The 16,983-nt window shown below is 44.2% G+C and carries 13 protein-coding genes; 1 reads left to right on the top strand and 12 read right to left on the bottom strand.

The annotated features are described in order from the left end of the window. Nucleotides 1-18: 18 nt before the first annotated feature. From alaS to cymR, 6 genes are all read right to left on the bottom strand, one after another. On the bottom strand, nt 19-2,652 hold the full coding sequence (gene alaS / locus SporoP17a_RS16385; RefSeq protein ID WP_083035711.1) for an alanine--tRNA ligase: 2,634 nt from the start codon (nt 2,650-2,652) through the stop codon (nt 19-21). A 288-nt stretch (nt 2,653-2,940) separates the two neighbouring features. Next, on the bottom strand, nt 2,941-5,367 hold the full coding sequence (locus SporoP17a_RS16380; RefSeq protein ID WP_083035709.1) for an SF1B family DNA helicase RecD2: 2,427 nt from the start codon (nt 5,365-5,367) through the stop codon (nt 2,941-2,943). A 30-nt stretch (nt 5,368-5,397) separates the two neighbouring features. Next, nucleotides 5,398-6,063, bottom strand: coding sequence for a tetratricopeptide repeat protein (locus tag SporoP17a_RS16375; protein ID WP_083035707.1), 666 nt, complete (start codon nt 6,061-6,063; stop codon nt 5,398-5,400). Nucleotides 6,064-6,075: 12 nt separating this feature from the next. Then, on the bottom strand, nt 6,076-7,194 hold the full coding sequence (gene mnmA / locus SporoP17a_RS16370) for a tRNA 2-thiouridine(34) synthase MnmA (RefSeq protein WP_083035705.1): 1,119 nt from the start codon (nt 7,192-7,194) through the stop codon (nt 6,076-6,078). A gap of 21 nt (nt 7,195-7,215) precedes the next feature. Then, complete coding sequence (locus SporoP17a_RS16365; protein ID WP_083035703.1) at nt 7,216-8,364, bottom strand: cysteine desulfurase family protein; 1,149 nt, start codon at nt 8,362-8,364, stop codon at nt 7,216-7,218. A 12-nt stretch (nt 8,365-8,376) separates the two neighbouring features. Next, the gene (gene cymR / locus SporoP17a_RS16360) at nt 8,377-8,796 is read right to left on the bottom strand and encodes a cysteine metabolism transcriptional regulator CymR (RefSeq protein ID WP_083035701.1); all 420 of its coding nucleotides are present in this window, start codon (nt 8,794-8,796) and stop codon (nt 8,377-8,379) included. Nucleotides 8,797-8,922: 126 nt separating this feature from the next. On the opposite strand from cymR, the gene SporoP17a_RS16355 reads away from it, so the two are divergent. After that, nucleotides 8,923-10,218 carry a replication-associated recombination protein A gene (locus SporoP17a_RS16355; protein WP_083035699.1) on the top strand — a complete coding sequence of 432 codons (1,296 nt, stop codon included), beginning with the start codon at nt 8,923-8,925 and terminating at the stop codon, nt 10,216-10,218. A 62-nt stretch (nt 10,219-10,280) separates the two neighbouring features. Here the strand turns inward: SporoP17a_RS16355 and SporoP17a_RS16350 are convergent, their stop codons facing one another. The 6 genes from SporoP17a_RS16350 to nadC form a co-directional block, all read right to left on the bottom strand. After that, on the bottom strand, nt 10,281-11,081 hold the full coding sequence (locus tag SporoP17a_RS16350) for a DUF6612 family protein (RefSeq protein ID WP_083035697.1): 801 nt from the start codon (nt 11,079-11,081) through the stop codon (nt 10,281-10,283). A gap of 89 nt (nt 11,082-11,170) precedes the next feature. After that, on the bottom strand, nt 11,171-12,250 hold the full coding sequence (locus tag SporoP17a_RS16345) for a branched-chain amino acid aminotransferase (protein WP_083035695.1): 1,080 nt from the start codon (nt 12,248-12,250) through the stop codon (nt 11,171-11,173). A 19-nt stretch (nt 12,251-12,269) separates the two neighbouring features. Next, nucleotides 12,270-13,514 carry a glutamate-5-semialdehyde dehydrogenase gene (locus tag SporoP17a_RS16340; RefSeq protein ID WP_083035694.1) on the bottom strand — a complete coding sequence of 415 codons (1,245 nt, stop codon included), beginning with the start codon at nt 13,512-13,514 and terminating at the stop codon, nt 12,270-12,272. A gap of 19 nt (nt 13,515-13,533) precedes the next feature. Beyond that, nucleotides 13,534-14,625 (bottom strand): glutamate 5-kinase, encoded by a 1,092-nt coding sequence (gene proB / locus SporoP17a_RS16335; RefSeq protein WP_083035692.1) that lies wholly within the window; start codon nt 14,623-14,625, stop codon nt 13,534-13,536. A gap of 334 nt (nt 14,626-14,959) precedes the next feature. Further along, nucleotides 14,960-16,069, bottom strand: a complete 1,110-nt coding sequence (gene nadA, locus SporoP17a_RS16330; RefSeq protein WP_083035690.1) for a quinolinate synthase NadA — start codon at nt 16,067-16,069, stop codon at nt 14,960-14,962. Between the two features lie 5 nt (nt 16,070-16,074). Continuing rightward, a complete protein-coding gene (nadC, locus tag SporoP17a_RS16325; RefSeq protein ID WP_083036178.1) occupies nt 16,075-16,923 on the bottom strand; it encodes a carboxylating nicotinate-nucleotide diphosphorylase in 849 nt (282 codons plus the stop codon). Nucleotides 16,924-16,983: the final 60 nt, after the last annotated feature.

Raw genomic sequence — 16,983 nt, 5'->3', positions numbered from 1 at the left:
TATCGCTCTACATAATGGTTAAACAGATTTTACATAATCATACACGGATTGAAGCGCTTCATCAAGTTTTGACGCGTCTTTCGCTCCTGCCATCGCCATGTCAGGACGTCCGCCGCCTTTTCCGCCACAAAGCGACGCAACATGGTTGACGATTTTGCCTGCGTGGTAGTTGCCGCCTTTTAAGTCATCGGTCACGCCCGCCGCCAGCATTACTTTCCCATCCGTTACTGTACCAAGTACAATGACGCCTTTGGAAGTTTTTTGTTTCATTTCGTCAATCAATTGACGTAAACCGTTATTGTCTTTCACTTCAACATGTGCAGAAATGACTGTCACGTCTTCGATCTGCTGAGCCGTTTCCATGACACTTGCCAATTGGCTGTTGCCCATCTTCGCTTGCAGCGATTCATTTTCCCGTTGAAGTTCTTTAAAGTCAGCGAGTATCGATTCGACTTTCGTCACGACTGTTTTTGGAGTCGCTTTCGCAGTTGCTGCTATTTCATAGATGATCGCTTGATCTTCTTTAAATGAACGGAATGCTTGTCCGCCCGTGAAGGCTTCAATACGTCGCGTACCCGCTCCAATGCCGCTTTCTGAAACGATTTTGAATACGTTGATGTCGGACGTGTTGCGAACGTGACAACCTCCACAAAGCTCTACAGAGTAGTCTCCGACTTTCACTACGCGAACGATATCGCCGTACTTTTCACCGAACAATGCCATCGCACCCATTTCTTTCGCTTCCGCAATAGGTGAAATGATCGTATTGACAGGGGTACCTGCCCAAACTTGTTCATTCACTTGGAATTCAATGCGCTCCAGTTCTTCCTTTGTAACTTGTCCAAAATGGGAGAAGTCAAAGCGAAGGCGATCCGGTCCAACATATGACCCTGCTTGATTGACATGTTCACCTAGAACATCTTTCAATGCGCGATGCAATAAGTGTGTAGCTGTGTGATTTTTGACTGTCAGACTTCGTGAGTACTCGTCCACTTTTGCGCTAACTGATGCGCCTTCATTCAATTCTCCTGAACTGATGAAGACTGTGTGCAAGTTCTGGCCATTCGGTGCTTTTTTCACGTCGCGAACTTCCGCTATAAACGATTCGTTGGAGATCGTTCCTTTATCAGCTATTTGACCGCCACTTTCTGCGTAGAACGGTGTCTGATCCAACATAAGTTGTACGGTTTCTCCTTCAGATGCATGCGCGATCCGTTGACCATCTTGAACTAGGACGTTGACAATCGCGGTTGTTTCTAGTTGACCATAGCCAATGAATTCGCTTGCTTCATGAATTTCACCAAGTACGCCCGATTGAACATGCATAGAGTCTGAAGCGGCACGCGCAGCACGTGCACGATTTCGTTGGGCAGCCATTTCTTCGTCAAACCCGATACGATCGACTGCCACGTCTTCTTCAAGGGCGAATTCCTCTGTCAGTTCAAACGGGAAGCCGTATGTGTCATAGAGTTTGAACGCGTCGCTGCCTGAAACGATTGGCAAGCCTGAAGCTTTTGCCTTTTCAATGATTGTCGTTAAAATCGCCATACCGTCATGCAAAGTTTCGTGGAAGCGATCTTCTTCGTTTTTCACGACTTTCATAATGAATGCTTGTTTCTCATGGACTTCAGGGTAGAAGTCTTTCATGATATCCCCGACAATTGGCACCAGCATGTACATGAACGGCTTATCAATGCCTAATTGTTTCGCGAAACGAACCGCTCTTCTTAATAGACGACGTAAAACATAGCCGCGGCCTTCATTGGATGGAAGTGCTCCATCTCCGATAGCGAATGCTACTGTGCGGATATGATCCGAAATTACTTTAAATGCTGTGTCTACTTGCGTAGATTCACCGTATTTTCTGCCTGACACATTTTCAACGGCTTCAATGATCGGTAAGAACAAGTCTGTATCGAAGTTTGTAGGCACGTCTTGGATCACCGATGCCATACGCTCAAGACCCATTCCTGTATCGATGTTTTTCTTCGGAAGCGGTGTGTACGTGTGATCAGGATTATGATTGAACTCAGAGAATACTAAGTTCCAAATTTCCAAATAGCGTTCGTTTTCTCCACCTGGATATAATTCAGGATCTGAGAAATCGTCGCCGTAAGTCGGGCCACGATCGTAGAAGATTTCAGAGTTCGGACCACTCGGACCTTCACCGATATCCCAGAAGTTTCCTTCGAGACGAATGATACGCTCTTCTGGAATACCGATCTGATTTTTCCAGATTGCGTATGCTTCTTCATCTTCCGGATGGATAGTAATGGATAATCGTTCTGGATCAAAACCAATCCATTGTTCATTTGTCAGGAAATCCCACGCACGCACAATGGCTTCTTCTTTGAAATAATCACCAATAGAAAAGTTGCCGAGCATTTCAAAGAACGTATGGTGACGTGCTGTGTAGCCGACATTTTCAATATCGTTTGTGCGGATGGATTTTTGTGCATTCGTAATCCGCGGATTTTCAGGAATCACTCGTCCATCAAAGTATTTCTTCAATGTGGCGACTCCACTGTTGATCCATAGTAGTGATGCATCATCAACTGGCACTAATGCAGCTGATGGTTCTACAGTATGTCCGTGCTCTTGAAAATAGTCTAAAAACATTTGGCGAATTTCAGATGCCGTAAGTTTTCTCATCGTTTTGTTCCTCCTAAAATTAAAAAAACTCCCCCCCTTGTATAAAGGGGCGAAGGTTTTATTGATCGCGGTACCACCCTAATTACCGCATGACGCGGTATCTCGAGTTGCCTTAACGCGGCAAGACGGCAGGGATTAGCCTGCAACTTCGGAATAGCGTTCGCTGTAAATCTGAGAGAGCTTTTTCAGCCAAGAAGCTCTTTTCTATAACACAGAGTAAACAGGTACTTGTTCCTTCAACGTTTTTCATTATTTCTAAACGAATTATAGGAAAGTTCTTTCGCTTTGTCAATCCGTCACTTCAAGAAAGTCGAATGGGGATACGTTGTGCATGCCAATGAGGGGATCGATTCCAGTAAAATTGTCCATCGTTAACTTCGATGGCGACGTATCACGTGGTTCAACTGCCTCTTTTGCAGGTGCTGTATGGCGCGTACTGGTTTCCTTAAGCGTTGATGTCTGAACTTCTTGTGTTTCTCCTGTAATGCGTTCTTGTAGCGTCGTCTGCCGTTCTGTTTCATCCGTGCGCGCAATCCCTGCTTTAAATTCTTCGGCTTCCCCGCACAATATTAAAAAATTCTTCGCACGTGTAATTCCTGTGTACAGTAGATTACGACGTAACATTTTCCGCTGACTTCTGACGATCGGCATGACGACAATCGGAAATTCACTACCTTGGGATTTATGGATAGAACAACAATATGCAAGTGTCAGCTGATTTAAGTCGCTCCGTTCATACTGCACTTCATTGCCATCATACGAAACGACCATGATTGCTTTTTTGTCAGTAGTTTCTTTCGCTAGCATGATCGCGACGACTTCTCCCATATCTCCGTTAAAAACATTGCTTTCCGGTTGATTGACGAGTTGCAGCACTTTATCTCCGACGCGATAAGTCGTTTCACCGAAAACCATTTCTTTTCTTCCCTCTGCAGGCGGATTCGTCACTTCTTGGATCATTTTATTCAAGCCATCTATACCTGCAGGACCTTTATACATCGGAGCAAGCACTTGGATGTCTTTAATGGAATGCCCTTTTGATGTCGCATTTTGGACGATTTGTTTGACTACAGGCAAAATTTGTTCACTCGATGCTTTAATAAATGAGCGATCAGACGTTTTTTTTGTGACGTCCATCGTCCATTCTTTTTGCTTGATCATATGCGCCATTTCAATGATTGTCGAGCCTTCACTTTGGCGGAAAATATCAGTCAGTTCCACAACGGGAATTTTCCCTGACTGCATAAAGTCATGCAACACTTGTCCGGGTCCAACGGAAGGTAGTTGGTCTTGGTCTCCAACGAATAATAACTGTGCGTCGTCGCGGACAGCTTTTAACAGCTGATGCATGAGCCAAGTATCTACCATGGACGTTTCATCAATGATAATGAGATTTCCATCCACTTCCCGCTCTGTCTCTTCTTCGTCTTCCTGCCCCGTAAAACCAAGTAAACGGTGGATCGTCATGGCAGGTAATCCAGTCGATTCGGACATCCGCTTCGCGGCGCGTCCAGTAGGCGCTGCTAAAATAATCGGGAACGGCTCTTTTTTACGAGCATATTCTTCCAAGTCAAGTGAAATACCGTGCAGTTCTGCGTACGCCTCAACTAAGCCTCTAATCACGGTTGTCTTCCCTGTCCCTGGTCCACCCGTTAGTACGAGCAATGAAGAATGAAGCGCACGTTCAATCGCTTCGACTTGCGTTTCGGCATATTGCACTTCCAAACGTTCTTCAATTTCACCGATCGCTTTTCTAATTTCAGAAGCCGGAAATTGTTCAGCGACTTCATTTTCGAGAATTTTATTCACTTTAGTGGCAATACCGATTTCTGAAAAATACAGAGAGGGCAAGTAAAGACGCTGCATTTCAGCAGACAATGTGCCTTCTTCAACGAGTTCAATTACTGCTTGGGTGATTGCTTCGTACGAGATGATGTGTGATTGACTTGATTCAAGTAACTGTTTCGCTTGCGGCAAGATCACTTCTGACTCGACATAGACATGCCCTGCTGACTGTACTTCATTATGTACGCTGTAATAAACAGCTGCCTTAATACGCGCGGGATGATCTCCTACGAGCCCGAGTTGCTTCGCCAGATCATCTGCACGTTGAAAGCCGATTCCTTCGATTTCCTTGATTAAACGATAGGGATTTTCCGTCAGAATCGTGATGGCGTCGTCTTGATAGGCTTGATAAATCCGCATAGCTACTTGTGGACCGAAGCCCCATTCATTCAGTTGCACCATTGTACGTTCAAGGCCTAGATTTTCTTGCAAGACCGAAACAAGCGTATCTTTTCGTTCGTCACTCAAGCGCGGGATCTGGTCAAGAACGCTACGGTCTTCGAGCACTTTCTGAATGACGTTATTGCCGAGTGTCTTGACGATGTCCGTGGCGGTTTTCTTTCCAATGCCAGGAAATAAATCTCCGGATAAGTAATGAATCAGACCCGCTTCTGTCGCAGGTAACTCTTTTGAGAACGTCTGCACATCAAACTGCTGGCCATGTACCGGATGGTTGACAAGTCGACCTGTAAATTTATAATCTTCTTCCGCCACTAAAGGAGGGAATGACCCTTTGATCACTATTTCACTGTCGCGGTAATCGGTATTGGTGGAAGCGACTTTCAATTTGACGATGGAAAATAAGTTCGTCGTATTATGAAAAATCGTCACGACCGGCCTGCCGATAATATATGGTTCTGTTTCACTCATCGAAGGATTCCCTCCTTTTTAGCTGATGTATTACTCGCCTTGTTCTCCGAGCTTGATCATATCGAATAAATAACGCGCCTGTGTATGGTCAGGTTCCGCAGTGAATGCTTGTTCTAAGTGTGACAGTGCACTCGCCTTGTCTTCTGTTGAAACGGCATATAAAACGCCCAAATTATAGTGGCTATCTGCATGGTCCGGAACTACCGCCAAAATGGATTCAAATACAGGCTTCGCCTCTTTAAATAGCTCGAGTTTAGCTAATAAAATTCCATAAGACAACGCAATTTCCTGATCATCAGCATTTAATTCAACAGCACGCTGTATATAGGGTAATGCTAAGCGATCATTGCCTGCTTGTTCCATACTTTTACCAAGCATGAAATAGGCATCGGCAGAGTCCAATCCTGCGTTAATCGCTTTTTCATATAGTTTTGCTGCTTCTTCAAAGCGTTCTTGATTGTAATACAGATTCGCCAGTCCGTAAAAAGCGGTTCCGGCATTTTCGTCTAGCGTCAATGCTTTTTGGAAAAATGGCTCTGCTTGCTCAGCATCTCCAAGTGATGCAAAAATGTTCCCGATATTGATATAGCCTGTAGGCTCTTCTGGATTTTCTTCTACTGCCTTCATGAAAAGCTCAATGGCTTTCTCATAATTGCCTTCTTGCATTTCTTTAATCGCATCTTGATGAATCGACATGCTGTTGCCTCCTTATCCTACGTATGTCAGTTTCTTGCCGTCTTTGAATACTTCATTGATGGTTCCGCCACCTAGACATTCATCCCCGTCATATAGCACGACCGCTTGTCCTGGCGTGACTGCACGAACAGGTTCATCGAATGTCACGATTGCCTCGTCACCAGATAATTGCACAGTTACTTTCGTATCGGGTTGACGGTAACGGAATTTAGCTGTACACGTAAACGTCTCCGGTAATTCTTTCGGTGTACAAATATTCATATCCGTTGCTTGTAGACTCGTTGAGAACAGTGTGTCGTGATAAAAGCCTTGCTCAACTAGCAATACATTGCGCTCCAAATCTTTACCGACCGCAAACCAAGGTTCTCCGGCTCCGCCAATACCTAGACCGTGACGCTGACCAATTGTGTGATACATCAATCCGTCATGGTTACCCATCTTCACTCCAGCCATTGTCTGCATCTCGCCTGGACGTGCTGGTAAGTACTCCCCTAGGAATTCTTTGAAATTACGTTCACCGATGAAACAGATTCCTGTTGAATCTTTTTTCTTCGCTGTGGCAAGTCCTGCTTGTTCCGCGATTTCGCGGACTTCACTTTTCTCCATATGACCTAGAGGGAATAATACTTGCTGAAGTTGTTGTTGCGTTAATTGATTCAAGAAGTACGTTTGATCTTTGTTATTGTCCACGCCACGAAGCATGGCTACTCCGTTTTCCCGTTCTACGACTTGTGCATAATGTCCAGTCGCCAAATAATCGGCACCTAAACTTTTGGCGTGCTCGAGGAATGCTTTGAATTTAATTTCTTTATTGCACATAACATCTGGATTCGGCGTGCGGCCTTTTTTGTATTCATCTAAGAAATACGTAAATACTTTATCCCAATATTGTTTTTCAAAATTAACAGAGTAATACGGAATGCCGATCTGATCACAGACACTACGTACGTCTTCAAAGTCTTCTGTCGCGGTGCAATGTCCGGATTCGTCTGTGTCATCCCAGTTTTTCATAAAGATTCCGATCACTTCATAGCCTTGCTGTTTCAAGAGTAATGCTGCAACCGAAGAGTCCACTCCGCCTGACATTCCAATGACTACACGTGTATCGGCAGGTGCTTTTTTCGTTGTCATATTGTTCATCCTTTTCTTAATTCATTTCACTAGTCGTTTCACTACATTCGCAATTCGATTGGCTGCTTCTTCTACCATAGATTCATCCAAGTTATAGCCGAAACTGATGCGGATCGAGTTTCTAGCTTGATCTGATTCTGTACCGAACATGGCCGTTACGACATGTGACGGTTCAAATGATCCCGCCATACAAGCCGAACCACTTGATACAGCTACCCCTTCTAAATCTAAACTCATCAAAAATGTCTCCACATCAGTGCCTGGAAACGATACATGATAAATATGTGGTAAAGATGCTACTGCGGGGGGAATGGTCGGTTGGAAATCGATTTGATGATTTTCAAAGACGTCCGCCATTTTTTGTTTATACGTTGAATAGTCTGTTTGCTTTTCTAGTTTGGTTTGCTCGGCAATGGAGACCGCTTCTGCAAACGCAACGATTGCTGGCACATTTTCAGTACCTGCACGTCGCTTTTTCTCTTGCGAACCTCCGAGTACTTGGCTCGATAGTAACTTACCATTTCGCTGATAAAGGAAGCCGATCCCTTTAGGTCCATTCAGTTTATGCGCTGAAACGGACAATAAATCGACCTGCAGTTCTTCTACGTCAAGTGAGCAAGTCCCGTAAGCTTGCACTGCGTCTGTGTGGAATACGCATGGATGTGTAGAGAGTAACTGGCCGATTTCTGCAATCGGTTGGACCGTTCCCACTTCATTGTTCCCATACATGATAGACACTAAAATCGTTTCATCCGTTAACGCAGCCTGAACTTGTTCCGTTGTAATGACTCCGTGATTGTCAGGTGAAAGGTACGTCACGTGATAGCCTTGTGACTCCAGTTGTTTACACGGGTTTAACACTGCATGATGTTCGATTTCCGTTGTAATAATATGTTTACCTTTTGAGTTCAACGACTGTACGTACCCGAAAATCGCCAAGTTATCCGCTTCTGTCCCTCCTGAAGTCACTATGATTTCATTGGGTGACGCATTGATCGAGGATGCTAGTGTTTTGCGTGCATCTTCCAGCACTTTTTTTGCGTGACGACCAAATTGATGCGTACTTGAAGGATTCCCATATGTATCTTGCAGCGCAGTGGTGAATCGCTCCAGTACAGCTGGATGCATCGGTGTCGTAGCGGCATAGTCTAAATATATAGCTGGTTTCATAACTAAACTCCTTTAAATATAAAACATGTATTCATCAGTAGTGGACGTATCTTCGAATTCAATTAAATCTTTGATCGTCGTATGATCTAATACCCCTCGGATTGCGTCTCCGATTCGTTTCCATAATTCTCGTTGCGGGATATCGTCGTCATCCAATCCTTCGACTAATTGAATGGGCCCTTCAAGCAAACGGATGACGTCTCCTGCCATAATTTCGGAAGGGTCTTTTGCGAGTTTATAGCCACCGTAGGCCCCGCGAACACTCTTCACCATTCCGCTGTTGCGTAGTGGCGGGATCAGTTGTTCCAGATATGCTTCAGAGAGATCTTGCTCTTCTGCGATCAGACGCAAAGGCACTGGACCTTCTCCGTATTTTCGTCCTAATTCTACTATTACTGTAAGTCCGTATCGTCCTTTAGTGGATATTTTCATTGGGCATCGTCCTTTACTAAAATTGCTGAAATCAGTATAGCATAATTGTATCACTGGTTCTTGCAAATGACTTCACTAATGTTTTACGGTATAATGAAAGAACAAACGTACGCTAGGAGGATGTACATGCATAACGAACCTTTGGCCTTTCGCATGCGGCCCGAGACGATTGATGAAGTGATCGGACAAGATCACGTCATCGGCAACACTACTCCCTTATATCGGATGATCAAGAACGGGCATGTCCCGTCTCTTTTATTATATGGTGAACCAGGTATCGGAAAAACGTCACTAGCCTACGCAATTGCAGGTACGTCAAAACTACCTTTTATTGCGTTAAACGCGACAGTGGCAGGCAAGAAAGATGTAGAGGATGTAGTGAAAGAAGCGCGGATGACAGGTAAAGTGTTATTATTCTTAGATGAAATCCATCGTTTCAATAAATTGCAACAAGATACGCTCCTTCCGCACGTAGAAAGCGGTTCGATTGTTTTGATCGGTGCGACGACGGAAAATCCGTTTCACGACGTCAATCCCGCTATTCGTTCGCGCTGTGGGGAAATTGTCCAATTGAAACGATTGCAGCCAAAAGATTTACTGGAATTGCTCGAGCGCACACTGAAAGACGAGAAAAAAGGGCTGGGTAAGGAAACGATCGAAATCACTACCGAGCAACTGGAGAAAATTTCAGAAGGTGTCAATGGGGATGCGCGAAAAGCGTTAACGTTCCTCGAATCATTACTTGCTGCAAGTGATGAAGAAGACGGCAAGATTATCGTAGAAGATGCATTGCTTGCTCAATTGCTGACTAGAATTAGTTTACTAGGTGATAAAAAGGGCTCGCATCATTTTAATTTATTATCTGCTTTACAAAAAAGTGTACGCGGAAGTGATGTCGATGCGGCGCTTTATTATTTGGCCCAATTACTCGAAATTGGCGATTTAACTGCTGTTACCAGACGTATGCTTGTCATGAGTTATGAAGATATTGGTTTGGCAGCACCCGATGTCGGGAGTCATGTTCTCGCAGCGACGGATGCGGCACAGCGTCTCGGCATGCCTGAAGCACGCATTCCACTTGCTACAGCCATTATCGAGATGTGTTTGGCTTCCAAATCAAACTCTGCTTACAAAGCGATCGACGCCGCCACCAAAACATTGCACGAAAAGCCTACTGGCGAAATTCCGATGCATTTACGGGACACACACTATAGCGGATCTGCAGCGCTCGGTCATGGGGGCTACGTCTACCCACACGCAACACCTGTTGGTACTTTCGGTGGTTGGACAGATCAGCAATACTTGCCTGATAGTCTAGTACATTCTAAATTCTACACGCCTGTAGAAGCAGGCGAGGAAACTAGAATGGCCGCCATTCACCAACGGCTTCAATCATTCAAAGGGAGAAAGAATCCACGTTAAACATCTAGCTAGATACAAAAATCCACGCCAACCTACAGTAGGTCAACGTGGATTTTTTCGTATTACTCGAACATCTCCGCATCTTTTGGTGTGGAGATCGCATCAATATCGTTAAAATAACTATACTTCGCATCGAGTTTTTGTTTATAACGGATATAATCTCGGCCAAAATAACTTGTGACATTTGCTGACATTTTCATGCCCGTCACAAACATCGTCTCCTCATTTACCGTCAACTCAACATCCAGCTTTTCTACTACCGGAAATCCACTATGCGTATGCACAAAATTTTCCGGTTGTGGGCTATTCACGGAAATCACTTCCATCAACTGACGATAGTCTGCAGGAGATAGGGAAAATTCTACCGCATAGCCGTAATCAATTTTCGCTATTTCCGCATCATGGATGAAAGGTTTCAACAGCGACAAGTCCATTACAGGAGAAACGAACGGCACCCACACACCAAGTAATTCCGTGCGTTGCTCTTCCGTCATCTCTTGCCATTCACTTTTTTCTTCTTCCAAAGTTTCTTGCATAGCCAATTGATTACCTTGGCGGAATAGTTGAATATTTTTCGCGCCTTGTTTTGGAATTTTCCAGACGACTTCTTCTGAAACCTTCAGTGGATTCTGTTCAATATCCGCCTGAACTTGTACATTTTTACTCGTACGTTTTGCAGGATCGGATGTGACGCTACTTTCATCATACGCGATATCGGCATGGACCGAGTCCAATTCATTCATCGCTTGTTCCGCTTTCTCCAATAAATCTTCCGCACTCGACGGGGCAGAAGACGTTTTTCCGCATCCTGTCACTGTAAATAGCAGTACCGCCAGGAATAGAACGATCAAACTTTTGTTCATCAGGAAACTCCCCTTCAATCAAAACTATTAACAGTGTACTTCACAGCAACGCAGTTGTCACGAACCATTCCACCTGATTTATGGGGAAATTAGTCTACCGGCACAACCCAGTTATATGGATCTTCCATTTTACCCGTCTGGATGCCTGTAATCGTTTCATATAACTTCAATGAAAGTTCACCAATTTCGTTATGATTGATCTCGCATTTTTCTCCTTCATAGAACAGTTCTCCTATTGGGGAAATAACGGCGGCTGTTCCTGTACCGAATGCTTCTTCCAATGTGCCTGCTCGGTTAGCTTCCATAATTTCATCGATCGACACTTTACGTTCAGTAACTGGAATATCCCAGTCGATCAATAATTCGATTACTGATTTACGCGTGATGCCTTCCAAAATACTACCATTGAGGCTTGGCGTAATAACTTCTCCATTGATTTTGAAGAACACATTCATCGCGCCTACTTCTTCGATATACTGATGTTCTTTCGCATCGAGCCATAGAACTTGCGAATACCCTTCCGCTTCCGCCACTTCTTGTGCTTTCATCGCGCCTGCATAGTTACCAGCCGTTTTCGCAGAGCCTGTACCACCTACCGCGGCACGGACATACTGTGATTCAACCGCAATTTTAACAGGGTTGACCCCTTCTTTATAATACGGACCTACTGGAGACAAAATAATCATCAGTCGGTACGTCTTAGAAGGAGCGACACCTAAATAAGGCTGTGTCGCAAAAATGAATGGACGAACGTAAAGGGAAGTCCCCTCTCTATCCGGAATCCAATCCTTATCTAGTGAAATCAATTCTTTCAAGGCAGTTAATACGAATTTTTCATCAAACATCGGCATGCATAATCTATCATTTGAGCGATTCAAACGTTTCATGTTTTCCTCTGGACGGAATAACACTACTTCCTTGTCTTCATTTACATACGCTTTCAATCCTTCGAAAACAGTTTGTCCATAATGTAATACGATCGCGGCTGGATCTAGCAGAAACGGCTTGTACGGCTCAATACGAGGATCATGCCATCCCGTTCCATCTGTATAATCCATCACAAACATGTGATCAGTAAAAATCGTTCCGAAAGCAAGTGGATCATCCGCTGCCGGCTTGTCTTTTGGCGCGGAAGTTTCATAGTGTAAAATATGTTTTTCAGTTGACATACCTAACCCCTCCTACATATTATCTAATTTGTCCGGTTCCTCGAATCACAAATTTCGAAGAAGTCAGTGCTTCTAATCCCATTGGACCTCTCGCGTGAAGCTTTTGTGTACTAATACCAATTTCTGCACCATACCCGAATTCGAAACCATCCGTAAAGCGAGTGGAAGCATTGACGTAAACAGCTGCCGCATCTACGCTATTCAAAAATTGCTCAGCATGCGCATCCGTCTGGGTAATAATGCTTTCCGAATGCTTCGTACTATATGTAGCAATATGTTCTAGTGCTTGCTGTACATTTTCCACGCTCTTTACGCGTAATGTCAAGTCCAAGTATTCTCTTGACCAATCATTTTGTTCAACAGCTGCGATAGTTGGATCAAATGCCTGTAGTTTTTCGTCGCCTTGTAATTGAACGCCTTGCTCTTGTAGTGCGTGGATCAAACGCTTGCCGTGTTGCGCTAACCAGTTGGAATCGATCAAAACCGTTTCAATCGCGTTACAAACCGACGGACGATGTGTTTTCGCATTGACGACTATATCGATTGCCATTTTCTCATCAGCGGATGCATCGATAAATACGTGACAGTTCCCTGCGCCTGTTTCGATGACGGGTACTGTAGATTCACGAATGACAGTTTGGATCAACTTGGCTCCTCCACGCGGAATCAAGACATCTATATAGTCATTGAGTGTGAACAATTCTTTCGCCGTTTCTCGACTTGTGTCTTCTATTAACTGAACAGAATCAACTGGCAATGAACTTTTTTCAAGTCCACGTTGAATAACACGCCATAGCGCTAAATTGGAATATTTAGCAGAAGAACTTCCGCGCAATACGACCGCGTTGCCTGTTTTCAGTGCCAAAGACGCTGCATCCATCGTAACATTCGGACGCGCTTCATAAATCATGGCGATGACACCGATCGGCACGCGCTTCTTCACAATATGCAAGCCGTTTTCCTTGTGGATTTCTTCTAACGTTTCTCCAATCGGATCATGTAAATCGATCAGTAGACGAACGCCTTCCGCCATCGCTTCAATTCTTTCAGGTGTTAATAATATTCGATCGAGAACTGCTGATTCAATTCCTTTTTCGCGCCCTTCATCGATATCTTTTTTATTCTCCGCAAGCAACTGATCTTGTTCTTCTAGTAATTGCTCAGCGATCCATTGCAATGCTTGGTTTTTCTCTTCAGTTGTTGCCACGTTCAATATGATACTCGCTTCTTTTGCGGCTTTACCTTTATCTCTAATCTCACTCATATCCCATTCTCCTCTTTGATTATACTTGTACCCAGCGGTCTCGGTGAATGACTTCTAGCATCGGCTTGAATTCTTCCAATTTATCCTTATTAGAAATCGTTTGTTTTAATTGTTCAGACGAATAAGTGACTTCGCCCTTACCGATCAAACCATCTAAACCGAATACTTCCACTACTTCCCCAACTTTAAAATTCCCTTGTACTTTAAAGACGCCTGCCGGCAATAAACTGCGTCCATTATGAACAATTGCTTCTTCGGCACCTTGATCTACGTACAAACGGCCTGTCGATTCAGAATGAAGTGCAATCCATTGGCGCTTCGTATTGATCGTGTTGGCAGCCGGACTGGAAATATACGTGCCGTCTCCATACCCTTTTAAAATATCTAGCAATTTTGATGGACCGCGACCTGTTCCGATGAAGACCGGAACGGCTAGCGTGTGAGCCGTTCGTGCAGCTAGTAACTTCGAACGCATACCGCCTGTACCGACTTTGGAGCCGACGTCATCCGCACCACCAAGCAGTTCATCCGAAATTTCATCTAGCTTACTCAATCGTACAGCATCTGGATCAGTTCGCGGATTACTCGTGTAGATGCCGTTGACATCGGTTAAAATAATCAATTGATCCGCGTGCAAAAAGCCACTGACTAATGCGGATAGCATATCATTATCCCCAAACGTTAACTCGTCAATGGATACCGTATCATTTTCGTTAATGATCGGCATGATGCCACGGTCAAGTAATTCAGACATCGCCGCAAATGCATTGCGGTATCGATCACGGTCGGCAAAGTCATGACGTGTCAATAAAATTTGTGCCGGAATGACTTTATGCGAGCTGAATCTTTCGATATAAGATTGTATTAACAAACTCTGCCCTACCGCTGCTGCGGCTTGTTTCCCTTTGATCGTCTGCGGACGGGAGGAATAGCCGAGACGCGCAAAGCCTGCCGCTACGGCTCCTGACGAGACGACAATGACTTCATGCCCTACGTTTTTTAGCATCGCCAAGGCATCGACATGATCATTGAATTTTACCTGATCGATTTCTCCACTATCATTTGTTAACGAGCTGCTACCGATTTTCACAACAATTCGCTGTCTCTTCATATAAATTCGCCTTCCATTTCTACATATCATCTACCTGTATACAATAAAAAAGCCCAATCGTCCCGATCTAATCAGGACGAAAGGACATAACTTCCGCGGTGCCACCATCATTGGATTCATTTTCACAAATCCCGCTCTCCTTCTAACGCCAAGGTGCGCGCCTGTGTTTACACAGGACTCAAAAGGCAGGTTCGACAAGGCATTGCGACGGAAACTTCCAGCCGATGATTTCCGCTCTCTAGCACATGCTATTTTATCTACTAATCCTTCTTCAACGTTCCATATCATTTCCCCAATCATACAATATTCAGTGTAATTGTCAAGCACTGCTACGTTACTTTCGCTGTAGCATACGGTCTAGCGCATCGATCGCATCCGCCGAAGTAGCCGCATCGACTTTGATAATATTTTGCTCAGCGCCTTCCATTATACTTTCGAGACTCCATAGTAAATGTGGCAAATCAATACGGTTCATCGTTAAACAAGGACACATTAAAGGATTTAATGAAATGATATCTAAGTCGGGATGATTTTCTATCAACCGATTAACTAAATTCATTTCTGTGCCAATTGCCCATTTCGTACCAGGAGCGGCTGCTTCAATTTGATCAATAATATACTTGGTTGAGCCATTATCATCAGACTGCATCACGACTTCATGTGAACATTCAGGATGAACAATAATTCGACGATCAGAATCATTTTCACGTAGCTGACGAATATTTTCTACTGTAAAGTTTTCATGAACGGAGCAATGGCCTTTCCATAAAATCACTTGACACTCTTCGTCTTGTCCTTCGTATTCAAGAATATCTGTAATCGGATTCCATACCGCCATATGCTCAAGAGGCACACCGAGTTCATACGCTGTGTTACGTCCCAAATGCTGATCCGGTAAGAATAAAATCCGTTTTTTCTGGGTGAAAGCCCATTGGACGATTTCTTTCGCGTTCGACGAAGTGACGGTTGCGCCTCCATTACGACCAACGAACGCCTTAATGGCTGCCGTTGAATTCACGTATGTTAGTGGAAGAATCGTATCGCCAAAACGTTCTTGCAAGTCTTTCCACGCTCGTTCCGTCTGGTAGATGTCCGCCATGTCTGCCATCGAACAGCCGGCACGCATATCCGGTAAATAGACGGTTTGATTTTCCGTTGTTAAGATATCCGCTGTTTCCGCCATGAAGTGCACGCCACAAAACACGATATGTTCCGCTTGTTCGTTCGCGGCGCAAATTTGTGCTAGTTGCAATGAATCTCCTGTAGCATCTGCAAATTGAATCACTTCGTTTTTCTGGTAGTGATGGCCAGGAATAAATAATTTATTTCCTAGTGTTTGCTTAATCGTCCGAATCTTTTCTTCCATTTCGCTAACCGTATACTGCTTATATCGTTCGGGCAACATAGCGTTTGCTTGTTCTTTTATCAGTTCCAACATCGACATATTCTTCAGTCCCCCTGTGTAGTGAGTTGTATAGTAGCACTAATGTCCGCTGCAATGACGGAATGCGTCAATGCGCCGACCGATATGTAATCAATTCCTGTCTTGCCATATGAAGCGATCGTCTCCTCCGTAATCATGCCAGAAGCTTCAGTTATGATATGCGAAGGTACGAGTGGTAACCAGTCCGTAATTTGTTCGGGCGTTCGGTTATCAAACATAATAATATCTACGTTTGCTTCAATAGCTTCCTGTAGTTGCGCTAGCGATTCGATTTCTACCTCTATTTTCACGGTATGACCTAATCGGGTCCTCAGCAGTTGCACAGCATGTGTTATAGATCCTGCATACGCTAAGTGATTATCTTTTAGCATCACTGCGTCATATAAACCATTCCGGTGATTAAACCCGCCACCCGTTCGAACCGCATATTTATCGAGCATGCGAAGCCCAGGCGCTGTCTTGCGTGTATCACACACTCTAGTTTCCGTTTCCGCTAATAACGCGGTGAGGTCAGCCGTTTTCGTCGCAATCGCAGTCATTCGCTGGATACAATTTAAGATGACACGTTCCGCAGTCAACAGACTTCTGACAGAACCTTTTATTTTCGCGAGTACTTGTCTGTCTACTATTTTATCGCCATCCTCTACTTGGCACGTGACTTCTACAGAAGGATCCATCACGTGAAAACCTGTCGTGATGACATCTACTCCGCAAAATACACCTGAAGTTTTAGAGATGATGTGCATTTCACCTATTGCGTTCGCAGGAAATAATGTATGAGCTGATAGATCGCCATCTCCTACATCTTCTATGAAAAACTGTTCAAGCATCGAGACCAATTTGATTCTGTTCATCTGCATTCTCATAACCTTCCTTTTCATCAGGTGTCTTTACATCTATCTTTACATATATGC

Source organism: Sporosarcina ureae, from assembly GCF_002082015.1.
Classification (GTDB): Bacteria; Bacillota; Bacilli; order Bacillales_A; family Planococcaceae; genus Sporosarcina; species Sporosarcina ureae_A.
The sequence above is the reverse complement of the archived record's forward strand: the minus strand, read 5'-3'. Positions and strand labels throughout refer to the sequence as shown.